Annotated in this window: 23 protein-coding genes; 14 read left to right on the top strand and 9 right to left on the bottom strand. The window is 73.5% G+C overall.

The features are described 5' to 3' along the window. Nucleotides 1-99: 99 nt before the first annotated feature. On the bottom strand, nucleotides 100-558 hold the full coding sequence (locus N0B34_RS15340) for a tRNA (cytidine(34)-2'-O)-methyltransferase (protein ID WP_263731426.1): 459 nt from the start codon (nucleotides 556-558) through the stop codon (nucleotides 100-102). Between the two features lie 112 nt (nucleotides 559-670). On the opposite strand from N0B34_RS15340, the gene N0B34_RS15335 reads away from it, so the two are divergent. After that, the gene (locus tag N0B34_RS15335) at nucleotides 671-1,705 is read left to right on the top strand and encodes an aldo/keto reductase (RefSeq protein WP_263732259.1); all 1,035 of its coding nucleotides are present in this window, start codon (nucleotides 671-673) and stop codon (nucleotides 1,703-1,705) included. A gap of 87 nt (nucleotides 1,706-1,792) precedes the next feature. On the opposite strand, the gene N0B34_RS15330 is transcribed toward N0B34_RS15335, so the two are convergent. Both N0B34_RS15330 and recQ read right to left on the bottom strand, forming a co-directional pair. Then, nucleotides 1,793-3,076 (bottom strand): alpha-amylase family glycosyl hydrolase, encoded by a 1,284-nt coding sequence (locus N0B34_RS15330; protein WP_263731604.1) that lies wholly within the window; start codon nucleotides 3,074-3,076, stop codon nucleotides 1,793-1,795. 69 nt (nucleotides 3,077-3,145) lie between these two features. Further along, complete coding sequence (gene recQ, locus N0B34_RS15325) at nucleotides 3,146-4,981, bottom strand: DNA helicase RecQ (RefSeq protein ID WP_263731428.1); 1,836 nt, start codon at nucleotides 4,979-4,981, stop codon at nucleotides 3,146-3,148. A 138-nt stretch (nucleotides 4,982-5,119) separates the two neighbouring features. Between recQ and N0B34_RS15320 the strand changes: the two genes are divergently transcribed. From N0B34_RS15320 to N0B34_RS15300, 5 genes are read left to right on the top strand one after another with little or no spacing between them, the layout of a single operon-like run. Then, nucleotides 5,120-5,923 carry an SDR family NAD(P)-dependent oxidoreductase gene (locus N0B34_RS15320; protein ID WP_263731429.1) on the top strand — a complete coding sequence of 268 codons (804 nt, stop codon included), beginning with the start codon at nucleotides 5,120-5,122 and terminating at the stop codon, nucleotides 5,921-5,923. A 55-nt stretch (nucleotides 5,924-5,978) separates the two neighbouring features. Then, nucleotides 5,979-6,563 (top strand): orotate phosphoribosyltransferase, encoded by a 585-nt coding sequence (gene pyrE, locus N0B34_RS15315; protein WP_263731430.1) that lies wholly within the window; start codon nucleotides 5,979-5,981, stop codon nucleotides 6,561-6,563. A 45-nt stretch (nucleotides 6,564-6,608) separates the two neighbouring features. Beyond that, nucleotides 6,609-7,490 (top strand): hypothetical protein, encoded by an 882-nt coding sequence (locus N0B34_RS15310; protein ID WP_263731431.1) that lies wholly within the window; start codon nucleotides 6,609-6,611, stop codon nucleotides 7,488-7,490. Further along, a complete protein-coding gene (locus N0B34_RS15305; RefSeq protein WP_263731432.1) occupies nucleotides 7,487-8,191 on the top strand; it encodes a hypothetical protein in 705 nt (234 codons plus the stop codon). The genes N0B34_RS15310 and N0B34_RS15305 overlap by 4 nt, the downstream gene beginning before the upstream one ends. A 5-nt stretch (nucleotides 8,192-8,196) precedes the next feature. After that, complete coding sequence (locus N0B34_RS15300; RefSeq protein WP_263731433.1) at nucleotides 8,197-8,757, top strand: LemA family protein; 561 nt, start codon at nucleotides 8,197-8,199, stop codon at nucleotides 8,755-8,757. A 35-nt stretch (nucleotides 8,758-8,792) separates the two neighbouring features. Here N0B34_RS15300 and N0B34_RS15295 read toward each other — a convergent pair whose 3' ends face one another. The 3 genes from N0B34_RS15295 to N0B34_RS15285 form a co-directional block, all read right to left on the bottom strand. Then, complete coding sequence (locus N0B34_RS15295) at nucleotides 8,793-9,815, bottom strand: AAA family ATPase (RefSeq protein ID WP_263731434.1); 1,023 nt, start codon at nucleotides 9,813-9,815, stop codon at nucleotides 8,793-8,795. Nucleotides 9,816-9,920: 105 nt separating this feature from the next. Next, complete coding sequence (locus N0B34_RS15290; protein WP_263731605.1) at nucleotides 9,921-10,664, bottom strand: HAD-IIA family hydrolase; 744 nt, start codon at nucleotides 10,662-10,664, stop codon at nucleotides 9,921-9,923. Between the two features lie 40 nt (nucleotides 10,665-10,704). Continuing rightward, nucleotides 10,705-11,430 (bottom strand): VTT domain-containing protein, encoded by a 726-nt coding sequence (locus tag N0B34_RS15285; RefSeq protein ID WP_263731435.1) that lies wholly within the window; start codon nucleotides 11,428-11,430, stop codon nucleotides 10,705-10,707. Between the two features lie 194 nt (nucleotides 11,431-11,624). Between N0B34_RS15285 and fbaA the strand changes: the two genes are divergently transcribed. Further along, nucleotides 11,625-12,644 (top strand): class II fructose-bisphosphate aldolase, encoded by a 1,020-nt coding sequence (fbaA, locus tag N0B34_RS15280; protein WP_263731436.1) that lies wholly within the window; start codon nucleotides 11,625-11,627, stop codon nucleotides 12,642-12,644. Between the two features lie 101 nt (nucleotides 12,645-12,745). Here the strand turns inward: fbaA and N0B34_RS15275 are convergent, their stop codons facing one another. After that, nucleotides 12,746-13,156, bottom strand: coding sequence for an STAS domain-containing protein (locus N0B34_RS15275; protein ID WP_263731437.1), 411 nt, complete (start codon nucleotides 13,154-13,156; stop codon nucleotides 12,746-12,748). 89 nt (nucleotides 13,157-13,245) lie between these two features. On the opposite strand from N0B34_RS15275, the gene N0B34_RS15270 reads away from it, so the two are divergent. Beyond that, nucleotides 13,246-15,417, top strand: a complete 2,172-nt coding sequence (locus tag N0B34_RS15270; RefSeq protein ID WP_263731438.1) for a SpoIIE family protein phosphatase — start codon at nucleotides 13,246-13,248, stop codon at nucleotides 15,415-15,417. Between the two features lie 41 nt (nucleotides 15,418-15,458). Here N0B34_RS15270 and N0B34_RS15265 read toward each other — a convergent pair whose 3' ends face one another. Then, nucleotides 15,459-15,815, bottom strand: a complete 357-nt coding sequence (locus tag N0B34_RS15265) for an STAS domain-containing protein (RefSeq protein ID WP_263731439.1) — start codon at nucleotides 15,813-15,815, stop codon at nucleotides 15,459-15,461. A gap of 208 nt (nucleotides 15,816-16,023) precedes the next feature. Between N0B34_RS15265 and N0B34_RS15260 the strand changes: the two genes are divergently transcribed. The 6 genes from N0B34_RS15260 to purQ all read left to right on the top strand — a co-directional run bounded on the left by N0B34_RS15260 (nucleotide 16,024) and on the right by purQ (nucleotide 21,414). Then, the gene (locus N0B34_RS15260; protein WP_263731440.1) at nucleotides 16,024-17,310 is read left to right on the top strand and encodes an adenylosuccinate synthase; all 1,287 of its coding nucleotides are present in this window, start codon (nucleotides 16,024-16,026) and stop codon (nucleotides 17,308-17,310) included. Nucleotides 17,311-17,388: 78 nt separating this feature from the next. Continuing rightward, entirely contained in the window at nucleotides 17,389-18,654 is a 1,266-nt protein-coding gene (gene purD, locus N0B34_RS15255; RefSeq protein WP_263731441.1) for a phosphoribosylamine--glycine ligase, read from the top strand. Between the two features lie 63 nt (nucleotides 18,655-18,717). Continuing rightward, nucleotides 18,718-19,323, top strand: a complete 606-nt coding sequence (locus N0B34_RS15250; protein ID WP_263731442.1) for a hypothetical protein — start codon at nucleotides 18,718-18,720, stop codon at nucleotides 19,321-19,323. A 58-nt stretch (nucleotides 19,324-19,381) separates the two neighbouring features. Next, entirely contained in the window at nucleotides 19,382-20,305 is a 924-nt protein-coding gene (locus N0B34_RS15245; RefSeq protein WP_263731444.1) for a phosphoribosylaminoimidazolesuccinocarboxamide synthase, read from the top strand. 141 nt (nucleotides 20,306-20,446) lie between these two features. After that, nucleotides 20,447-20,719, top strand: a complete 273-nt coding sequence (purS, locus tag N0B34_RS15240; RefSeq protein WP_263731445.1) for a phosphoribosylformylglycinamidine synthase subunit PurS — start codon at nucleotides 20,447-20,449, stop codon at nucleotides 20,717-20,719. After that, complete coding sequence (purQ, locus tag N0B34_RS15235) at nucleotides 20,719-21,414, top strand: phosphoribosylformylglycinamidine synthase subunit PurQ (protein ID WP_263731446.1); 696 nt, start codon at nucleotides 20,719-20,721, stop codon at nucleotides 21,412-21,414. The genes purS and purQ overlap by 1 nt, the downstream gene beginning before the upstream one ends. A gap of 36 nt (nucleotides 21,415-21,450) precedes the next feature. Here the strand turns inward: purQ and N0B34_RS15230 are convergent, their stop codons facing one another. Then, nucleotides 21,451-22,131 (bottom strand): DUF1345 domain-containing protein, encoded by a 681-nt coding sequence (locus tag N0B34_RS15230; RefSeq protein WP_263731447.1) that lies wholly within the window; start codon nucleotides 22,129-22,131, stop codon nucleotides 21,451-21,453. Nucleotides 22,132-22,194: the final 63 nt, after the last annotated feature.

Below are 22,194 nucleotides of genomic sequence, written 5' to 3'. Positions count from 1 at the left end.
GGGGGAGGGCTCGGGTGGTGCGCCCGGCCGGGCCGGCGTCAGGCCTCGGCAGGCAGCGGGACGACAGCGACGCGGCCCGCCGGTCCAGGCGCAGGCTCCTCAGGCGCCGCCCGGGAAGCCGATCTGCCGCCACGCCTCGTAGGTCGCCACCGCCGCCGCGTTGGACAGGTTCATCGACCGCCGCCCGGGCAGCATCGGGATGCGCACCCGGTCGGTGACGCGCGGATCGGCCTGCACCTCCGGCGGCAGGCCGGTCGGCTCGGCGCCGAACAGCAGCGCGTCGCCGTCCTGCCAGTCCACGTCCGTGTACCAGCGGCTGGCACCGGTGGTGAAGGCGAAAACCCTGGTCAGGCCGGCCAGGGCATGGTCCAGGTCGGGGTGCACCACCACCTGGGCGAGGTCGTGGTAGTCCAGCCCGGCGCGTCGCAACCGCGGCTCGTCCAGCTCGAAACCCAGCGGTTCCACGAGGTGCAGCACGGCACCGGTGCCGGACACCATGCGGATCGCGTTGCCGGTGTTCCCGGCGATGCGGGGCTCGTGGAAGACGACGTGCAGCACGGGCCGATGCTGCCACGGGCCGGTGTCGGTTCCGGTGGCTAGCCTGGTCGCGCACCCCTGCCGCGGCGGCCGCCGACGGCCGTCGGTGCGCCACCCGAGAGGATCGCCGTCGATGCCCACGCCGTACGCCGCCGCCGAGAACCGGTACGACTCGATGACCTACCGGCGCACCGGCCGCAGCGGGCTCGACCTGCCGGCCATCTCGCTGGGCCTGTGGCACAACTTCGGCGACGCCAGCCCGTACGGGCGGCAGCTGGAGGTGCTGCACACCGCGTTCGACCTCGGCATCACGCACCTGGACGCGGCGAACAACTACGGCCCCGGCCCCGGCTCGGCGGAGACGAACCTCGGCCGCGCGCTCGCGGCCGACCTGGCGGCGTACCGCGACGAGCTCGTGATCTCGACGAAGGCCGGCTACCCGATGTGGACGGGGCCGTACCAGGACGGCGGCTCCCGCAAGTACCTGCTGTCGTCGCTGGACGCCTCGCTGCGGCGGCTCGGGCTCGACTACGTCGACGTCTTCTACCACCACCGTCCGGACCCCAGCACGCCGCTGGAGGAGACGATGGGTGCCCTGGCCAGCGCTGTGAACAGCGGAAAGGCGCTCTACGTCGGTGTCTCCAACTACTCGCCGTCGCAGACCCGTGCCGCGCACGCCCTGCTCGCGGACATGGGCGTGCGGCTGCTGATCCACCAGCCCAGCTACTCGATGTTCAACCGGCACGTCGAGAACGTGGCACCGGGGGAGACGGAGTCGCTGCTGGACGTGGTGGGCGACCTCGGCATCGGCACCATCGTGTTCTCGCCGCTCGCGCAGGGCCTGCTCACCGACCGGTACCTGTCGGGCGAGGTGCCCGCCGACTCCCGCGCCGCCACCGGCCGGTTCCTCTCGGCGTCGAACATCACCGACACCTACCTGCAGCGCGCGCGGGTCCTCAACGAGTTCGCGCAGGGCCGCGACCAGACGCTCGCGCAGCTCGCCGTGTCGTGGGTGCTGCGCGACCAGCGGATCACGTCCGCCCTGGTCGGCGCCAGCTCGGCCGAGCAGCTGCGCTCGAACGTCGCCGCGCTGAGCGCCCCGCCGCTGACGGACCAGGAGATCGCCACGCTCGACCAGTGGGCGGTCGACGGCACCGGCCGCAGCTGACCCACGCCGCCACCGGCCGCAGCTGAGCCGCTCCGGTGCCGTCGACCGCCCAGCTGACCCACTCCGCTGCCGGGCCGCAGCTGGGGCTCAGCCGGTGTGGACGGCCCAGCCGTTCGGCGGTACGGACGCCCCGTCCCCCCACACCGGGTCGCTGACCGCCAGCCGTGCCCCGCCGGGCGCCGCCACCGGCTCGGTGCCGAGGTTGAGCGCCAGCGTCAGCGCCTCGCCGCCGCCGCGAGACGTGACGGTGATCCGCGCCGCCGTGTTCGACAGCTCGGACACGCCGACCGTCCCGTCCACCAGCCACGGGTGCCGCCGCCGCAGCCCGAACAGCTCCTGGTGCACGCGGTAGACCGGCAGCCCGATCGGCGACAGCTCGTCCGGTGACGGCGGGAAGGCCGGCCGGATCTCGTCGTCCCCGCCGACCCGCTCCTCCTTGACCCCGCGGAAGCCGTGCTCGTCGCCGGAGTACACCGACGGGATGCCGGGCAGCAGGGCCAGCAGCGCGACGGTGTGGGTCAGCAGCTCGGGTGGCACCGTGGAGGCGATCCGAGTGACGTCGTGGTTGCCGACGAACGTCTGGGGCAGGAACCGTGCGACCAGCTCGTCGTGCCGGCCCAGCGACCAGGCCAGCTCCCACAGGTTCCGGTCGACCAGCGAGCTCCAGATCGCCTTCCACAGCTCGTACTGCGTGACCGAGTCGAGCCCGGACTCCGCGACGTATCCGGCGTAGTCGCCGTGGATCATCTCGCCGAGGAACCACGCCTCCGGGTGTCGCGCGCGGACGCCCGGCAGCACCGCCGCCCAGAACGACGCCGGCACCGCGTACGCGGCATCGATCCGCCAGCCGTCCACCCCCCGGTCCAGCCAGTGCGTCATCACCTCAGCGACGTACGCGCGCACGCGTTCGTCGTCGTGGTTGAGCGCCACCAGCGCGCCGTGCCCCTCGAACGTCGCCGGGCGGTCGCCGTCCCACCGGACCAGCCGTCCGGCCTCGCTCGTCGGCCCGCCGGCCACGGCGTCCCGCACCCACGGGTGCTCCGCCGACACGTGGTTGAACACCCCGTCCAGCAGCACCCGCACGCCGCGCGCATGTGCCGCCGCGATCAGCTCGTCCAGCTGCTCGTCACCGCCCAGCCGCGCGTCCACCCGCAGGTGGTCGAGGGTGTCGTACCCGTGCGTCGCGGAGTGGAACACCGGCCCCAGCAGCAGCCCGTTCGCCCCGAAGCCCACCAGGTGGTCCAGCCACCCGACCAGGTGCCGCAGGCCCCTTCCCGGCTCGGCCGACGACCCGTCCGTCGCCGCCCCCGTGAAGCCGAGCGGGTACACGTGCCACCAGATGGCGTGCCGCGCCCACGCCGGCCCGGGCAACCGCCCCGCCGCGACTGTGTCGCCGCCGCCCGCCGACGGCACGGCGCCGCTCGCCACCTCGCGGTCCACTCAGCCCTCCAGCGCCGCGAGCAGCCCCGCGCCGTACCGCTCGAGCTTCGCCGCCCCGACCCCGCCGATCCCGGCCAGCTCGTCCAGGTCCGCCGGCCGCCGCGTCACCACGTCCCGCAGCGTCGCGTCGTGGAACACGACGTACGCCGGCACACCCTGCTCCTTGGCCACCCCGGCGCGCCACGCGCGCAGCCGCTCGAACACGGCCTGCGCCTCGTCGTCCAGGTCCGGCGCGCCGGCACCGCCGGCCCGGCCGCCCGCGGCACCGCCCCGCGTCCGCGACCGACCCGTCCGCGGCGCCTCCCGCCGCAGCCGTACCTCCCGCTCACCACGCAGCACGTCCGCGCTGCCCTCGGTGAGTCGCAGCGTCCCGTACCCGTCGGTGTCCACGGACAGCAGCTCCGCGGCCAGCAGCTGCCGCACCACCCCGCGCCACTCGACGTCCGACAGGTCCGTGCCGATGCCGAACGTCGACAGCTCGCCGTGGCCCAGGCTGCGCACCCGCTCGGTCTCCTTGCCGCGCAGGATGTCCACCACGTGCCCGACCCCGTACCGCTGCCCCCGCTGCTCCAGCCGGACCACGGTGGACAGCAGCTTCTGCGCCGGAACCGTCCCGTCCCAGGTCTCGGGCGGGGCCAGGCACGTGTCGCAGTTGCCGCACGGCTCCGACGCCTGCCCGAAGTACGAGAGCAGCTGCACGCGGCGGCAGTCGGCCGTCTCGCACAGCGCCAGCATCGCGTCGAGGTGCTGGGTCAGCCGTCGCCGGTGCGCGGCATCCCCCTCGGACCCGTCGATCAACCGCCGCTGCTGCACCACGTCGGCCAGCCCGTACGCCAGCCACGCGGTGGACGGCAGCCCGTCGCGTCCGGCCCGCCCGGTCTCCTGGTAGTACCCCTCGACGGACTTCGGCAGGTCCAGGTGCGCCACGAACCGCACGTCCGGCTTGTCGATCCCCATGCCGAACGCGATGGTCGCCACCATCACCACGCCGTCCTCGCGCAGGAACCGCGCCTGGTTGCGTGCCCGCACGGCCCGGTCCAGCCCCGCGTGGTACGGCAGCGCGGCGATGCCCTGCCCGACGAGGAACTCCGCCGTCTGCTCCACGGACGCCCTGGTCAGGCAGTAGACGATGCCCGCGTCCCCGGCGTGCTCGGTGCGCAGCAGCTGCAGCAGCTGGGCCCGCGGGTTGTCCTTCGGCACGATCCGGTACCGGATGTTGGGCCGGTCGAAGCTCGCGACGAAGTCCCGCGCGTCGCCCAGGGACAGCCGCTGCCGGATCTCGGCGTGCGTCGCGGCCGTCGCCGTGGCCGTCAGGGCGATCCGCGGCACGTCCGGCCACCGCTCGTGCAGCAACGACAGCTGCAGGTAGTCCGGCCGGAAGTCGTGGCCCCACTGCGACACGCAGTGCGCCTCGTCGATCGCGAACAGGGCCACCCGTCCCCGGTCCAGCAGGTCGAGGGTGTCCGGTGCGGTCAGCCGCTCCGGTGCGAGGTAGAGCAGGTCGAGCTCACCGGCGAGGAACGCCCGTTCCGTGTCTCGACGAGCCGTGGGGTCCTGCGTCGAGTTGAGGAACCCGGCCCGCACGCCCAGTGCCGAGAGGGCGTCCACCTGGTCCTGCATCAGGGCGATCAGCGGGGAGACGACCACGCCGGTGCCCTCCCTGACCAGGGACGGGACCTGGTAGCAGAGCGACTTGCCGCCGCCGGTCGGCATCAGCACGATCGCGTCGCCGCCAGCCACCACGTGGTCGATCACCTCGGCCTGGGCGCCGCGGAACTCGTCATACCCCCAGACGGTGCGCAGCACGTCGAGCGGGGTCTGCGACGTCAGCTGCACCCGCCCACCCTACGAGCGACCCCCGACACCAAGACGCCCGGCCACCCACAGGCCTGGCCGCCGGGCGGGCGGACCCGTCGGCCGTCGTGCGGCCCGACGCCTCCCCGAGCACGCCCGACGGTCCGTAGGGTGGCCCGCATGGGTACTGCACTGGTCACCGGCGCGAGCGCCGGCCTCGGTCTCGAGTTCGCCTGGCAGCTGGCCACCGCGCGGCACGACGTGGTGCTCGTGGCCCGTGACGAGGAGCGGCTGCGCCGCCTCGCCGCCCAGCTCGAGGCGGCCGCCGGCGTGCGCGCGGAGGTGCTCGTGGCGGACCTGTCCGTCCGGGCCGACCTCGACCGTGTCGCTGACCGGCTGCGGGACGACGAGCGTCCCGTCGGACTGCTGGTGAACAACGCCGGCTTCGGCCTGGCGCAGGAGTTCGTCGGCGGCGACGTCGCCCGCGAGGAGTACGCGCTCGACGTGATGGTGCGTGCCGTCATGGTGCTGTCCCACGCGGCGGCCGAGGCGATGGTCCGGCGTGGCCGCGGGGCGATCCTCAACGTCGGGTCGGTGGCGGGGCTGCTCGCCTCCGGCACGTACTCGGCGCACAAGGCGTGGGTCCGCTCGTTCACCGAGGGCCTCGCGGTGGAGCTGCAGGGGACGGGCGTGACCGCCACCGTCGTCCAGCCGGGCTTCGTGCACACCGAGTTCCACCAGCGCGGCGGGATCGACGTCTCGATGTTCCCGGACGTCACCTTCCTCAACCCGGAGGACGTCGTCGCGGCCGCCCTGGCCGACGTCCGTCGCGGTGTGGTCCTCTCCACGCCGAGCCTGCGCTACCGCGCCGCGGCCGCCGTCGCCCGCATCGCGCCGCGGTCGGCGATCCGCGCCTTCGGCCGCTACCGCAAGCAGCTGCAGGACCAGGAGCCCGCACCCGACGTGGCGCCCGAGCGGTCCTGACCACCACCGGAGCGGTCCTGACCGCTGTCGGCCCGACTCGTTACCCTGGCGACCCGTGAGCCCCGACGCCCCGACCGGCCCCGCCTCCACCCGCGACCAGCTGCGCGACCTGATCCGCGACCTCGCCGTCGTGCACGGCCGCGTCACGCTCGCGTCCGGCCGTGAGGCCGACTACTACGTCGACCTGCGCCGCGTGACGCTGCACCACCGTGCCGCCCCGCTGATCGGCCACGTGCTGCTGGACCGCCTCGAGGAGGTCGGTCTGGGCCCCGGCGAGATCGACGCCACCGGCGGCCTGACGCTCGGCGCCGACCCTGTGGCGACGTCCCTCCTGCACGCCGCCGCGAGCCGCGGCCTGGACCTCGACGCCTTCGTCGTCCGCAAGGAGGCCAAGGCGCACGGCATGCAGCGCCGTATCGAGGGCCCGGACATCGCCGGCCGCCGCGTGGTGGTGGTCGAGGACACGTCCACCACCGGCGGCTCGGTGGCCACGGCCGTCGAGGCGGTGCGCGAGGCCGGTGCCGAGGTGCGCGGTGTTGCCGTCCTGGTCGACCGGGACACCGGCGCGCGCGAGAAGATCGAGGCCCTCGGCGTGCCCTACCACTACCTGTACGGCCTGTCCGACCTCGGCCTCGCCTGACCCGGCCGCCTCACGTCCGGTGCCTCGCGTGTCGATGCCCCGGTCGTGAGACGTGACGGTGGCGGTCCCCGACGTTGGCAGGTCAGCGCCGTGCGGGTGCTGGCGCTCTTCGGGCTGCTGTCGATGGGGCTGCCCGTGCTGTGGGTGGTCAGCGACGTGATCCTGGGCGCTCTCGCCGGGGCGCTGGGCGGTGACGCCAGCGGCCGCACCGTGGGCGGCCTCGCCTGGGTCCTGGCGGTGGTCCTGTTCCTGCCGCTCGCCTGGCTGGCGTTCCGGACGAACCTCGAGGGCGTCGCTGTCGGCCGCCGAACCATGCGCAGCTGGGCCGAGTCGCGCGGCTGGTCCACCGGAGCCGTCCCGCAGCTGTTCGAGGACCGCTGGGAGTCACCGCCGTTCGCCACCACCCGGTCGCAGGTGCTGAACCTGATCAGCCGCACCGATGAGCGCGGCACCGTGTACTCGATGACCTACGTGATCGACGACGTGCCCCGGCACGTCGTGACGACGACGCGGCCTTTCCACGGGCCGCCCGTGCGGCTGGTCCCGCGGACGCTGGTGCGCGCGGCGGCCGAGGCGGTCGGCGCCCAGGAGATCTCCACCGAGTGGGCCGAGTTCAACTCCCGCTGGTCAGTCCTCTCCGCCGACCCGAGGCACGCCCTGGCGATGGTCCATCCGCGCGTGATGGAGCGACTGATGGCGGTCGACGACCCGACGCTGCAGGTGCTGTTCGAAGCGGGCGACGTGGTCGTGCACAGGCCGGGACTCACCGCGCTGAGCCGGGTCTCGCCCATGGCCGAGCTCGTCGTGGACCTCGCGGAGCTGGTCCCGGGCTACGTGCTGGACGACAACCCGCCGCTGCCCGGCGGCGCGACGCGCCGTCAGCCGCGGCAGATGTACCGCCTGGGTCCGGAAGGGTGGCGACCGTGACCGGCAACTGGGTCTTCTGGCTGGTGGTGCTGCTGAGCCTCGCCGCGGCGGCCGGGCAGGCGTGGCTGCGCGTGCAGAACCGGCGGCGCCTGAAGGTGTGGGCGCAGGCCACCGGCTGGCAGTACGCGGAGCGGTACGACGAGTGGACGACGATCTCCTCGTCCCACCCCTTCGGCCAGGGGCGCGACCGCCGGGCGTGCGACGTCGTCCAGGGGTCCTTCGAGGCGCACCCCTCGGTCGCCTTCGACTACCGCTGGACCACCGGCAACGGCAAGAACCGGCAGGTGCACCACGCGCACGTCGTCGCACTGCGGCTGCCGGCGTACCTGCCCACCGTCCAGGTGACCCCCGAGGGGCTGGGCACGGTGCTGGCGCACCTGGTCGGCGCGCAGGACATGCAGTTCGAGTCCGAGGACTTCAACCGCGCCTACCGCGTCACCACCGGAGACCTGCGCACCGCCACCGACGTGATCAACCCCCGGCTGATGGAGCGGCTGCTGCGCGGCGACGCGCGCGGGGTGTCGTGGCGGATCGACGGCGTCTGGATCCTGTCCTGGCAGGCCGGTGGCTGGGACCTCGACTCGCTCGCGGCCCGCCTCGGCGTGCTGGCCGCCGTCGTCCGCGCCGTTCCCCGCCACGTGTGGCAGGACCACGGCTACGATCCGCTCACCGACAGCACCCCTGGAGAGGCCGTCCTGTGAACCCCGTGTCCGTCGTCCTGATCGTGATCGCGGCGATCGTCGTCCTGCTCCTGCTGTGGGCGGTGGCGCAGTACAACGGCCTGGTCCGGCTGCGGAACCTGGTGCAGGAGGCCTGGCGGCAGATCGACGTCGAGCTGCACCGCCGGCACGACCTGATCCCCAACCTCGTCGAGACCGTGAAGGGCTACGCCGCGCACGAGCGCGCGGTGTTCGACGAGGTGGCGCGCGCCCGCGCCGCCGCCTCCGGCCCGGCCGCCGGCCCGGCCCAGCAGGCCGAGCAGGAGAACGCCCTGACCGCCGCGCTCGGACGGCTGTTCGCGGTGGCCGAGGCCTACCCGGTGCTGCGCGCCAGCGAGAACTTCCAGCAGCTGCAGGCCGAGCTGTCCAACACGGAGGACCGGATCGCGGCCGGCCGCCGGTTCTACAACGCCAACGTGCGGGCGCTGAACACCAAGGTCGAGACGTTCCCGTCGAACGTGATCGCCGGCATGTTCGGGTTCACGCGGGCGGAGTACTTCGAGGTGGACGACCCGCAGGTCCGCCAGGCGCCGACCGTCAGCTTCTGACGCGCGGCCGCTGCCGTCGGTCGTCGAGTCGTGCCCTAGAAGGAGTACGTCGCGACGTGCTCCTGCGACGGGTGCGGCAGCGACGGGTCGCGCAGCGACGGCAGCAGGTGCAGGAGCGGGTCGACGAACCCCCGCCGCGGGTCCAGCACGCCGGCGTCCGCCAACCGGTCGAGCAGGTGGCCGACCTGCTCGGCGGGGATGCCCAGCTCGACGGCGATCTCCGCCGGCTCGACGAACCGGCCGGTGGTGCTGCACACCGCGACGAACAACCGCTCGACCGGGCACGGTGCGGACCGGTCACCGGTGCACACGTCCCGCCGCAGGCCCTCGGCCAGCAGGTCGACGAACGCCGTGCTGACGTCCCCGAGGTCGCGCCGCTCGGCCACGGCCCGCGCGAAGCCGCCGTACCGCAGGTACTCCTCGCGCACCACGCGGGCGTCAGCGCCCGGCTGGGCGCCGAGCAGCTCCGCCAGGGTCGACGGGCGCAGCGACCGCACGGTGGCGGCACCCTCCCAGCCGGCCTGCACCCGCTCCACCGCGGCACCCGCGAGGGACGCCGTCACCAGCACCCGGACGCCCGGCACCGGCGTCGCCAGCACGTCGGCCCAGTCACCGCACGCCGACGCCTCGTCCAGGACCACCAGCCGGGGCTGGTCGCACGCCGGTGCACCCACCCGCGTCGGCCGCCGCAGCGCGTTGTCCAGGTCCTGGGCGTCCAGCGGGGGGCGGTCGGGGAACGGGTCATCGGGCGTCGCCTCGACCGGAACCCACAGCACCGCACGGGCGTCCAGGTCCGGCTCGGCGAGCGCCTGGACCACCGCATCCTTCGCCGCCGTCGTCTTCCCCACACCGCGGGGACCCACCAGCACGGTGACCGTCCCGGCGGGGGCGTGCGCGACGTCGGACAGCGCGGCCCGGCCGGCGAGCGTGCCGGTCAGCCACTCGTGCCGTGCGCGCTGGGCGAGGTGCACGTCGTCGACGGCCCAGGAGACCCGCGTGCGGCGGGACCACCACGGGTTGGCGGCGCGGAGCACCTGTGCCAGCTCGCTGTGTCGCATCCTCCTGAGGGTGCTACCCGGGAGTAGCGATCGGCGAGGACGAAGGGCCCGTTCGGGCCGCCGACCAGGGCGTGCAGGGCCGAACCGGGGTCCCGGCCGGGAGCGTCAGACGCGGCCGACGAGGTCGGCGACGGAGTCCACGACCTCGGTGGGCCGGTACGGGTACCGCTGCACGTCCTCGGCACGCGTCGACCCGGTGAGCACCAGGAAGGTGCGCAGTCCCGCCTCGATGCCGGCCACCATGTCGGTGTCCATCCGGTCGCCCACCATCACGGTGGTCTCGGAGTGCGCGTCGATCCGGTTGAGGGCCGACCGGATCATCATCGGGTTGGGCTTGCCGACGAAGTACGGCTTGCGGCCGGTCGCCGCCGAGATCATCGCCGCCACCGCGCCGGTGGCCGGCAGGTCGCCGTCCGCGGACGGGCCCGTCACGTCGGGGTTGGTGGCGATGAACCGGGCACCGCCCTGGATCAGCCGGATCGCCTGCGTGATCGCCTCGAACGAGTACGTCCGGGTCTCACCGAGCACGACGAAGTCCGGCCGGCTGGCCGTCAGCGTGAAGCCCGCCTGGTACAGCGCCGTGGTGAGGCCGGCCTCGCCGATCACGTACGCGCTGCCGCCGTCGGGCGCCTGGTCCACCAGGAACTGCGCGGTCGCCAGCGCCGACGTCCAGATCGCCTCCTCCGGCACCTCGATCCCGCTCGCCGCGAGCCGGGCGCGCAGGTCACGGGTGGTGAAGATGGAGTTGTTCGTCAGGATGAGGAACGGCCGGCCCTTCTGCTGCAGGGCGCCGACGAACTCCGCGGCACCGGCCAGCGCGCGGTCCTCGTGGACCAGCACGCCGTCCATGTCGCACAGCCACGAGGCGATCTCGCGCGGTGCCTGCACGTCAGGCCTCGTCGCCGTCCAGCGCCGGTGCCCCGTCGACCGCCACCTCGGCGGCCGCCGGCCGGGCCAGGCGCGACCGGCGCCGAGCCCGCCACGCCTCGACGAGCACCGGGGCCACCGAGATCAGCACGATGAGGACCAGCAGCACCTCGATGTTCTTCTTGATGAAGGTGATGTTGCCCAGCCCGTAGCCGAGCCACGTCACGCCGCCGGCCCAGAGCACCACGCCGATCCCGTTGTAGAGGGCGAAGTGCGAGTACCGCATCCGGCCCACGCCGGCCGCGACCGACGCGTACGTGCGCACGAAGGGGATGAACTGCGCGATAACCAGCGTGCGGCCGCCGTACTTCTCGAAGTACGCGTACGTCTGGTCGATGTGCTCTTGCTTGAAGATCTTCGAGTCCGGGCGGCTGAACACCCGCGGGCCCAGCGTCCGGCCGATCCAGTAGCCGCACTGGGTGCCGGCGTACGCCGTCAGCACCATGATCAGCGACAGCCACCAGATGGACGGCAGGTGCGACCCGCCGTGCGCCACCAGGGCGCCTGCGGTGAACAGCAGGGAGTCGCCCGGCAGGATCGGGAACAGCAGCCCGACCTCGATGAAGACGATCGCCATCACGCCGATCAGTGCGGCCGTGCCCAACGAGCTGATGATGTGCTCGGGGTCCAGGAAGCTGGGGCCGAGCGTGTGCACCGCTCCGGTTGCCAGGGCGGACGCGGTCAGCACGACGTGCCGCGGCTGGGACGAGAGGTCGTGGGGCGCATGGCCCCCAGGGTACGGCCCGGGGTGGTGGCGAGCCGTGGCGCCCGTGTGGCGGTCCTGTGCGGCCGCCGGGCCTCGGGTCCTGGTTCCGGCCCTTCCGTGGCGTGGAAGACTTCGGGGGAACGACTTCAGGACCCGACGAAGCAGGAGAAACAGCGATGCCCATCGCGACCACCGAGGTCTACGCCGAGCTGATCAACCGCGCCAAGGCCGGCGGTTTCGCGTACCCCGCCGTGAACGTCACGTCGTCCCAGACCGTCACCGCGGCCCTGCAGGGCTTCGCGGAGGCCGAGAGCGACGGCATCATCCAGGTCTCGGTCGGTGGCGCCGAGTACGCCTCCGGCTCGACCATCAAGGACCGCGTCGCCGGTTCGCTGGCGCTCGCCGCGTACGCCCGTGAGGTCGCCAAGAACTACCCGATCACGGTCGCCCTGCACACCGACCACTGCACCAAGCAGAACCTCGAGTCCTGGGTCCGCCCGCTGCTGGCCCTCGAGGCGGAGCAGGTGAAGAACGGCCAGGAGCCGACCTTCCAGTCGCACATGTTCGACGGCTCCAACATCCCGCTGGACGAGAACCTGGTCATCGCGGCCGAGCTGCTCGAGCTGTCGCAGAAGGCCCGCACCATCCTCGAGATCGAGGTCGGCGTGGTCGGTGGCGAGGAGGACGGCCACGCGGCCGAGATCAACGACAAGCTGTACACGACCCCCGAGGACGGCCTGAAGACCGTCGAGGCGCTCGGCTTCGGCGAGAAGGGCCGCTACCTGACGGCCCTGACCTTCGGCAACGTGCACGGCGTCTACAAGCCCGGTGCCGTCAAGCTGCGCCCGGCCATCCTGGAGGAGATCCAGAAGGTCGTCGGCGCCAAGGTCGGCAAGGACAAGCCGTTCGACCTGGTGTTCCACGGCGGCTCCGGCTCCACGGCCGAGGAGATCGCGGCGGCCGTCAGCTTCGGCGTCGTGAAGATGAACATCGACACCGACACCCAGTACGCGTTCACCCGCCCGGTGGTCGGCCACATGTTCAGCAACTACGACGGCGTGCTGAAGGTGGACGGCGAGGTCGGCAACAAGAAGGCGTACGACCCGCGCGCCTGGGGCAAGCTCGCCGAGGGCGGCATGGCCGCGCGCCTGGTCGAGGCCGCCCAGCAGCTCGGCTCCGCGGGGCACAAGCTCTGAGGTCGGTCTGACGACGACGAAGGCCCGGGACCTGATGGTCCCGGGCCTTCGTGCGTCGGTGGTGTCTCGCGAGCCGGTCTGCGCGCCGCCGCGAGACGGGGTCAGGACGTGGGCGTGCCGTCGCCCAGCGGCTCGAACGGCGCGCCCTGGTCGTCGTCGACGATGTCCAGCAGCTCGCCGATCCGCGTCACCTCGAGCAGGAAGCGCACCGTGGGCGGCACGCGCAGCAGGCGCACGCGGTGCTGGCTACGGATCGACAGCCGCGCGAGGAACGCCACGCCCGACGAGTCCATGAACGTCACGTGGTGCGCGTCCACCTCGATCGGCAGCCCGCGCTGCTCGGCCTCGGACGTCGCCTCGGCCAGCTCGGCACCGAGATCGGCGTCGACCTCGCCCGAGAGCACGATGCGCGTACGGTCCGCGCCGACGATCACCTGGACGGCGCCGGGCTCCCCGACGACCTCCTGGGCCTGGGCCTGCTCGTCCGGCGTGGGGCTGTTACCGTCTCGCACGATGCTCCTTCCGGCCGGCCGTGCTGGGGCGGCTGTCGCTGGGTCCCGCGGCACGTGCTCCTGTCGCGAACGCTAGACGATCGGAGGTGATGGTGGTCAATCTACCGGCCACCTCGCACCCGGCGGTCCCCGGCTCGGGTGAGAGCACCCAGGAGCTGGTGGCGCAGGCGGTCGCGGCGAGCGACATGTCGATGCTGGTGCTGGACGCCTCGGTCGACGGTCTGGCCGTCCTGTGGGCGAACCCGGCCGCGTCGATGCGGACCGGGTACGCGCTCGACGCCATGCGGTCGGCGCCGCACGGCGTGCTGGGGAGCCCGCGGGTCCGGCTGCTCGACGGCGCCGAGGGCCACCTCGACGAGGCGCTGCGCGGCCGACGGCCCGTGGAGCTGTCCGTGGAGGTGCGCCGTCCTGACGGGAGCGTGCTGCTGTGCTCCGCCCGGCTCGCCCCCGTGCGTGGCGGACCTCGCGCCGACGTGTGGGTAGCGGTGCTGCGAGACATCGGTGGCGAGCTCTCGCGCGAGGCACGGCGTGCCGAGGAGGTGGCCGAGGAGCGGCGGGAGCGGCAGGCGCTGTCCGTCGTCGCCCAGGTGTCCGACCTGCTGGTCGACGTCGACGACCCCCACGCACTGGGCGAGATCGTGGCGCTGCTGCGGTCCACGACCGTCGACTGGGCGGCGTTCTACCTGAACGACGGCGGCCTTCGTGCTGCCGACGGCATCGAGCCGGACCGCCCGCCGACGGGCGTCGGCCGGCGGCACCTGGCCCCCGACGTGCCGGCAGATCGCGCGGCACCCGCCGCCGAGCTGGCCGCCGACCCGGTGCAGCAGCTGCTGGACGGCCACAGCGAGCGGCCGGTCGAGCTCGACGTGTCGGAGGGTGCCGGGCACGTGCCGGGGAGCGCCAGCGACTGGCTCGCGCGGCACGGGCGGCCGTCCGACGGCGAGCCGTACGTCGTCGTCTACCCCGTGGCGGGCCGCCGCCGGGTGATGGGGCTGCTGGCGGTCCGCGGCCGCTGCGGCTCCGGGCTCGCGGGCCTGGACGGCTCCACGCGAACGGTGCTGGAGCTGACGGCGCGCCGCGTGGGCCTGTCGGTGGACAACGTGCGGCTCTACGAGCGCGAGCACCGGGTGGCCGAGGCGCTGCAGCGGGCCATGCTGCCGGAGCAGGCCGAGGTCGAGGGCCTCGACGTCTGGACGTACTACGCGCCCAACTCGGCCAACGTGCAGGTGGGTGGCGACTGGTACGACGTGCTGCAGATCGCGCCGGACGTGGTGGGCGTGGTGATCGGCGACGTGGTGGGCCACGACGTGGAGGCCGCGGCCACCATGGGCCAGCTGCGGTCGGTGGTGCGCTCGTACGGGTTCGACGTGACGGTGCCGGGGCCGGTGCTCGAGCGGGTCGACCAGCTGGTCGCCGGCCTGCGGACGCCGCGGTCGGCGGCGTTGGTGTTCTCCACGTTGACCAGGGCGGACGACCGGTGGCGGCTGGCCTACTGCCGCGCCGGCCACCTGCCGATGCTGCTGGTGCGGCAGGGTCACGCCCGTCCGCTCTCCGACGCGGCCGGGCCGCTGGTCGGCTTCGGCGGTGGCGAGCGGCCCACCGCGACCGTGGAGCTGGAGCCCGGCGACGCCCTGGTGTACTTCACCGACGGGTTGATCGAGCGACGGGACCGCGGCCTGCGCGAGGGACTGGCGGCACTGGTCGACGCCGCGGCGGCCGTCACGGCCACGGACGCCGCCGGCATCGGAGAGGACCTGCTGCTGCGGCTGGCCGACCAGCCGGAGGACGACGTCGCGGTCGTGGTGGTCCGCGTGCCCGACGAGGCCGAGGTGACGGACTCGCGCCCCAGCCCTCGTCGTCGGCGGTGGGCGCTCCCCAACGAGGCCGCGTCCATCGGCCGGGCCCGGCACGCGGTGGTGCGCACCTGTCAGGCCTGGGACATCGACGACGCGGCGAACGCCGAGCTGGTGGTGTCCGAGCTGGTGGCCAACGCGGTGCTGCACGGCTGGGGCCGGGTGGCCCTGCAGCTGTACGACACGGGCGACGGTCTGCGGATCGAGGTCGAGGACGCCAACCCGACTCCGCCGGTGGCGACCGACGGGCACCCGGGACGCGTCGGCGGGTTCGGCATGCAGATCGTCGAGCGGCTGGCCGACTGGGGCTGGCGCCCGGCGCGGGGCGGCAAGGTGGTGTGGGCGAAGCTGCGGCCGGGGTCCCTGCCGGAGGCGGCGAGCTCGACGACGAGCCACGCCGCCGACTGAGGGCCGACTGAGGAGCCGGCTGACCGGGCGGTCTCGGACGGTCAGGCGTTCGGGTGCTGGAACGCCGACGTCGGCACCGAGTCGCCGCAGTCGTGCTCGGTGTCGATGCGGAACATGTCCAGGGCGCCGCACACCTCGAGGACGAACAGGTCCCGGGGGTCGGGACCACGCAGCACCGTCGCACCACCACGCTTGCGGCCGGAGTCCGCCAGCGAGATGAGGAACGCCGCTCCGGTGGAGTCCATGAAGGTGACGCGGCACATGTCGATCACCAGCAGCTGCCGGCGCAGACCCACCACGCGCGCGGTGATCTCCGGGAACTGGTCGCGCTCCGCGAGGTCCAGGTCGCCGGCGATCGTGAGCGTCGTCGTCGCCGCGGACGTGGAGATCTCGATCACGACGGGTTTCCTCCGGTTCGGGCGGCGGCCCGGTGCGACGGGCGGTGCTCGGTGCGACTGTAGGTCGAGCCCCCGTCGGACGCGAGCGGGGGCGCCCGGGTCGGGGTCCCAGGGCGCCGGGCGATAGCCTCGTGCGGGAGACGGGCCCGCTGCCGCCCGTGACCCTGCGGTCCACCTACCTGCGAGGCAGCGCGGAACGGGGACAAGCATGCCTGCCGTCGTGGTGCTCGGGGCCCAGTGGGGCGACGAGGGCAAGGGCAAGGCGACCGACCAGCTCGCCGCGCGCACCGACTACGTCGTGAAGTTCAACGGCGGCAACAACGCCGGTCACACGGTGGTGGTCGGGGGCGAGAAGTACGCGCTGCACCTGCTGCCGTCCGGCATCCTCACGCCCGGCGTCGTGCCGGTGATCGGCAACGGCGTCGTGGTCGACCTCGAGGTGCTGTTCCAGGAGATCGACGCGCTCGAGCAGCGCGGCGTCGACACGTCGGCGCTGCTCGTCTCCACCGCCGCGCACGTGATCCCGCCGTACAACCGCACGCTGGACAAGGTCACCGAGCGGTTCCTGGGCAAGCGGCGGATCGGCACCACCGGCCGCGGCATCGGCCCGACGTACTCGGACAAGATCAACCGCATCGGCATCCGTGTGCAGGACCTGTTCGACGAGCACATCCTCACGCAGAAGGTCGAGGGCGCCCTCGACGGCAAGAACCAGCTGCTGGTGAAGGTCTACAACCGCCGCGCGGTGACGGTCGAGGAGACCGTCGAGGACCTGCTGCAGTACGCCGAGCGGCTGCGCCCGCACGTCGCGGACACGCCCCTGGTGCTCAACCGGGCGCTCGACGAGGGCAAGACGCTGGTGTTCGAGGCGGGCCAGGCGACGATGCTCGACGTCGACCACGGCACCTACCCGTTCGTCACGTCGTCGTCCGCGACGGCCGGTGGGGCCTGCACCGGGTCGGGCGTCGGGCCGACGCGCATCGACCGCGTGGTGGCCGTCGCGAAGGCCTACACGACGCGCGTCGGCGAGGGGCCGTTCCCCACCGAGCTGCTCGACGCGGACGGTGAGTGGCTGCGCACCACCGGCGGCGAGTACGGCACCACCACGGGCCGGCCGCGGCGCACGGGGTGGTACGACGCGGTGGTGGTCCGGTACGCCGCCCGCGTCAACGGGCTGACCGACCTGGTGCTGACCAAGCTCGACGTGCTGACCGGCAAGGAGAAGATCCCGGTCGCGGTGGCGTACGACGTGGACGGCCGCCGGGTGGACGAGATGCCGGCGGACCAGTCGGACTTCCACCACGCCAAGCCCGTGTACGAGTACCTGGACGGGTGGAGCGAGGACATCACCGGCGCGCGGACGTTCGATGACCTGCCGCCGGCGGCGCAGCGGTACGTGCTGCACCTGGAGGAGATCAGCGGCGTGCGGGTGTCGTCCATCGGCGTCGGCCCGGGCCGCGAGGCGACCGTCGTGCGGCACGAGCTGCTGGACTGACGCTTCCGGCCGGAGCGGGTCGGCCCGACGCTGGACGGCTCCCAGCGGCGCTCGACCCGGCCGTTACGCTCGGCCGTCGTGGAGATCCTCGTCGTCGGCACCGGTGCCCGAGAGCACGCGATCGTGCGTGCGCTGTCGCTCGACCCGGCGGTGACCGCCCTGCACGCGGCGCCCGGCAACCCCGGCATCGGCGCACTGGCGCAGCTGCACCCGGTGGACGCGCTCGACGGCGCGGCGGTGGCGGCGCTGGCGACCGAGCTCGGTGCGGACCTCGTCGTCGTCGGCCCGGAGGCGCCCCTGGTCGCCGGCGTGGCGGACGCCGTGCGCGCGGCGGGCATCCCGGTGTTCGGGCCGTCCGGCGCGGCGGCGATGCTCGAGGGGTCGAAGGCGTTCGCCAAGGACGTGATGGCGGCGGCAGGCGTCCCGACGGCGGCGGCGCGCGTCGCGACGACGGTCGACGAGGTGGCGGCGGCGCTCGACGAGTTCGGCGCCCCGCACGTCGTGAAGGACGACGGGTTGGCCGCCGGCAAGGGCGTGGTGGTCACGTCCGACCGCGACGCCGCACTGGCGCACGCCGCCGAGTGCCTGGCCAAGCCGGGCGGCCGGGTGGTGGTGGAGGAGTACCTGGACGGACCCGAGGTGTCGCTGTTCGTGCTGAGCGACGGCGTGGACGTGGTGCCGCTGGTGCCGGCGCAGGACTTCAAGCGGGTCGGTGACGGGGACGCCGGACCCAACACGGGCGGGATGGGCGCGTACTCACCGCTGCCGTGGGCGCCCGCCGGGCTGGTGGACGAGGTCGTCGAGACGGTGGCGAAGCCGACCATCGCCGAGATGACGCGGCGGGGGACACCGTTCGCGGGGGTCCTGTACTGCGGCCTCGCGCTGACGTCCCGCGGGGTGCGCGTCGTGGAGTTCAACGCCCGGTTCGGCGACCCGGAGACGCAGGTGGTGCTGGCCCGGCTGCGCACACCGCTGGCGGGGGTGCTGCTGGCGTCCGCGACCGGCTCCCTCGGCGAGACCGAGCCGCTGACCTGGGACGACGGTGCGGCCGTCACCGTGGTGGTCGCCTCGCACGGGTACCCGGTGCAGGCCCGCAGCGGCGACCCGATCACGGGCATCGCGGATGCCGAGCAGCTGCCGCACGTGCACGTCCTGCACGCCGGGACGGCGCTGGACGCCGACGGGCACCTGGTGTCGGCGGGCGGCCGGGTGCTGTCGGTGGTCGGCACGGGGGCGACGTTGACCGCAGCGCGCGAGGCCGCCTACGCGGGGGTTGAGGCGATCGACCTGCCGGGGTCGCACCACCGGTCGGACATCGCGCTGGCGGCGGCCCAGGGCGCCTGAGCCGGACGCTCGGGCGTCAAGGAATGGTTGACGGGGGCGATGACGTCAAGCAATGATTGACGCATGACGACGTCCGACCCGACCCGTCCCACCCTCCGCGAGCACCTCGCCGCCGCCCTCGACGCGGCCGAGCCGGACCTCGCCGCCCGCCTCGAGCACGAGCCCGGCTCGCACCTGGACCTGGTCCGCCTGGCCCGGGCGGCGTACGACGAGACCGGTCAGCTGCTGGTCGCCGCCGTCGGCTCGGCGCGGTCGGCGGGCTGCACCTGGGAGCAGATCGGCGACGTGCTCGGCATGACGCGGCAGGCGGCGCAGCAGCGGTACGGCCGCCGCGACGAGCTGCCGGAGCCGGAGCCTGCGGGGGAGTCGGTGCCGCACCGGCGGCAGCTGCTGACGCCTCTGACGGCCTTCAACGAGATGCGGGTGCTGGAGCGCGCGGGCCGGTACGGCTGGCACGCGGTGGCCTACGGCCCCCTGTTCTTCGAGGTCGAGGAGTCCGACCAGCAGTGGGAGCACCACCGCTCCTACGTCGGCGCCGGCCCGCTGCGGCCCGGCGACGGCTGGCAGCGCATCGGGACGATGTGGTTCCCGTGGGTCTACTGGAAGCGGCCGCTGGGCGTGGCGCCGCTACCGGGGCTGCGCGACGTGCGGGACCTGATGCTGCCCTGAACAGGCACGTCGGCGGACGGTCGTGCGACGCCCGCAGCCGCTGGGGGAGGATGCCGCCATGGCGGATGCGGTGGACCTGACCGGCTGGACGCACGCGTACTCGGGCAAGGTGCGCGACCTCTACGTGCCGGCGGAGGACCCGTCCGGTGCCGCGATCTTCGAGCGCTACGGCGACGTGGTGCTGGTGGTGGCCAGCGACCGCATCTCGGCGTACGACCACGTGCTGAGCCCCGGAATCCCCGGCAAGGGCGTGGTGCTGACCCAGCTGAGCCTGTGGTGGTTCGAGCAGCTCGCGGAGATCGTGCCGAACCACGTCGTCTCCACCGACGTGCCGGCGGCGGTGGCGGGCCGGGCGATGCTCTGCCGGCGGCTGACCATGTTCCCGGTGGAGTGCGTCGTCCGCGGGTACCTCACCGGGTCGGGGCTGGCCGAGTACCGCGTGAACGGCCAGGTGACCGGCATCCCGCTCCCTCCCGGCCTGGTGGACGGCTCGCGGCTGCCGGAGCCGATCTTCACGCCGGCCACCAAGGCGGAGTACGGCGAGCACGACGAGAACGTGCCGTTCGCCGCCGTCGCGGACCTGGTCGGTCGGGACGCCGCCGCAACGCTGCGCGACCTGACGCTGGCGGTCTACGCCCGCGCGGAGCAGATCGCGCGCGAGCGCGGCGTCATCCTCGCGGACACCAAGCTGGAGTTCGGCACCGACCCGGTGACCGGGCAGATCACCCTCGGCGACGAGGTGCTCACCCCCGACTCCTCGCGGTTCTGGCCGGCGGACGAGTGGGAGCCGGGGCACGCGCAGCCGAGCTTCGACAAGCAGTACGTGCGGGACTGGCTGACCTCGGACGCCTCCGGGTGGGACCGTGCCGGCGACGCCGAGCCGCCGCAGCTGCCGGCAGACGTCGTGCAGCGGACGCGGGACCGGTACCTCGAGGCGTACGAGCGGATCACCGGGTCGCCGCTGGCCGTGCCCGAGGTCTGAGCGGTCACGGTGCCGGTGGCCCGAACGGTTGTCGGTGCCGGCGGGGCGAGTGGTTCGGCGGGCGGACGGTCGATCCGGCCGTGGAGGGGCCCGCTCTAGGATGGGCGCCGACCCCCGTTCGCCACGCCGTCTGGAGCTGCTGTGGGACTCGTCGTCGTCGACGTCATGCCGAAGCCCGAGATCCTCGACCCGCAGGGCAAGGCCGTCGCCGGCGCGCTGCCGCGGCTCGGGTTCGCCCAGTTCGTATCGGTGCGGCAGGGCAAGCGGTTCGAGCTCGAGGTGGACGGGCCGGTCACGCCCGAGGTGCTGGCGGCGGCGGCCGAGGCCGCGCGGCAGGTGCTGAGCAACCCGGTGATCGAGGACGTGGTGAACGTGGCCGACGCCGAGGGTGCAGCCGCTGGGGCCGACGCCTGATGACCCGCATCGGCGTGGTGACGTTCCCCGGCACGCTCGACGACCGGGACGCGGCACGGGCGGTCCGCCTGTCCGGCGCCGAGGCGGTGTCCCTGTGGCACGCCGACGAGGACCTGCACGGCGTCGACGCCGTGGTGCTGCCGGGCGGCTTCTCCTACGGCGACTACCTGCGCGCGGGCGCGATCAGCCGGTTCGCGCCGGTGATGACGTCGATCGTCGAGGCCGCCGGCAAGGGGATGCCGGTGCTCGGCATCTGCAACGGGTTCCAGGTGCTCACCGAGGCGCACCTGCTGCCGGGGTCGATGGTGAAGAACGACCACCTGCACTTCGTCTGCCGCGAGCAGCAGCTGGAGGTGGAGAACGTCGACACGCCGTGGACCCGCGAGTACACGCGCGGCGAGGTGATCACCGTGCCGCTGAAGAACCAGGACGGGCAGTACGTCGCCGACGAGCACACGCTCGACGAGCTGGAGGGGGAGGGTCGCGTGGTGTTCCGCTACCGCGGCTGGAACCCCAACGGCTCCCGCCGGGACATCGCCGGCATCTGCAACGCGGCGGGCAACGTCGTCGGGCTGATGCCGCACCCCGAGCACGCGGTCGAACCGGGGTTCGGGCCGGACGGTCCGCGTGGGCCGCGGACCGGCACCGACGGGATGCGCTTCTTCACCTCGGTGCTGCACACGCTCGTCGGCTGACCCCGCGCGGCGCGCGCATGCGGGCCGGCCGACGCGCTACTTCGACAGCCCCGCGACCAGGTTCACCAGCAGCGCCAGGATCACGGTGCCGAACAGGTAGGACAGCAGGGCGTGCACCTGTGCGGTCCGCCGGAACGACGACGCCTTGAGGTCGGTGTCGGAGATGGCGAAGCTCATCCCGACCGTCACGGCCATGTAGGTGAAGTCGGTGTACTGCGGCGGCTCCTGCTGGTGGAAGTCCACGCCGCCGTCGGGCCCGGTGTAGTACATGCGCGCGTAGCGCAGCGCGAACATCGTGTGGATCGCCGCCCACGACGCGAAGATCGCCGCGAGCACTGTGGCCATGCCCAGAGCGCCCGCCTTCTTCTCGGCCCCGGTCCAGACGAGGACTACGCCGGACAGGCTCGCCAGCGCCGCGGTGATGACGATGAGGTGCGCCGCGAACCGCTCCGGCTCCTCACGGGTGGCGTGCACGGCGGTCTCGGTGGCGTTCATCGGCACGATCACCAGCCACGTCCACAGGGTCGACAGCAGACCCGCGGTGGCCCAGGCGCCCATCGCGGCCGCCACCGCGGAGTCCCACGTCAGCACCAGTCCCACGGCGACGCCCGCGGCGGCGGACACCGCGATGCGGATGCCGGGGCGTACGTCGAGCCACCCGCTGAGCCGTCGCAGGCGATGGCTCTCGGCGGGGTCGGTGGAGTGGTGATCGGCCATGGGAGGAGTCAACCGCCTGCGAGCCGGCAGTGCCCGCCACCGGCCGGGTACGTGCGCGGCGAC

The sequence above is a fragment of the Cellulomonas sp. SG140 genome (assembly GCF_025770785.1).
In the GTDB taxonomy this organism is placed as follows: domain Bacteria; phylum Actinomycetota; class Actinomycetes; order Actinomycetales; family Cellulomonadaceae; genus Cellulomonas.
Note: the sequence above shows the minus strand (reverse complement) of the source record. Positions and strands in the feature narration are given on the sequence as shown.

What these genes read in the sequence shown, in the direction of transcription:
- N0B34_RS15295 (WP_263731434.1), bottom strand. Translation starts at nt 9,815, where the DNA reads ATGCGACACAGCGAGCTGGCACAGGTGCTCCGCGCCGCCAACCCGTGG.
- fbaA (WP_263731436.1), top strand. Translation starts at nt 11,625, where the DNA reads ATGCCCATCGCGACCACCGAGGTCTACGCCGAGCTGATCAACCGCGCC.
- N0B34_RS15270 (WP_263731438.1), top strand. Translation starts at nt 13,246, where the DNA reads ATGGTGGTCAATCTACCGGCCACCTCGCACCCGGCGGTCCCCGGCTCG.
- N0B34_RS15260 (WP_263731440.1), top strand. Translation starts at nt 16,024, where the DNA reads ATGCCTGCCGTCGTGGTGCTCGGGGCCCAGTGGGGCGACGAGGGCAAG.
- N0B34_RS15230 (WP_263731447.1), bottom strand. Translation starts at nt 22,131, where the DNA reads ATGGCCGATCACCACTCCACCGACCCCGCCGAGAGCCATCGCCTGCGA.
- purQ (WP_263731446.1), top strand. Translation starts at nt 20,719, where the DNA reads ATGACCCGCATCGGCGTGGTGACGTTCCCCGGCACGCTCGACGACCGG.
- N0B34_RS15320 (WP_263731429.1), top strand. Translation starts at nt 5,120, where the DNA reads ATGGGTACTGCACTGGTCACCGGCGCGAGCGCCGGCCTCGGTCTCGAG.
- N0B34_RS15335 (WP_263732259.1), top strand. Translation starts at nt 671, where the DNA reads ATGCCCACGCCGTACGCCGCCGCCGAGAACCGGTACGACTCGATGACC.
- N0B34_RS15250 (WP_263731442.1), top strand. Translation starts at nt 18,718, where the DNA reads ATGACGACGTCCGACCCGACCCGTCCCACCCTCCGCGAGCACCTCGCC.
- N0B34_RS15290 (WP_263731605.1), bottom strand. Translation starts at nt 10,664, where the DNA reads ATGGACGGCGTGCTGGTCCACGAGGACCGCGCGCTGGCCGGTGCCGCG.
- N0B34_RS15245 (WP_263731444.1), top strand. Translation starts at nt 19,382, where the DNA reads ATGGCGGATGCGGTGGACCTGACCGGCTGGACGCACGCGTACTCGGGC.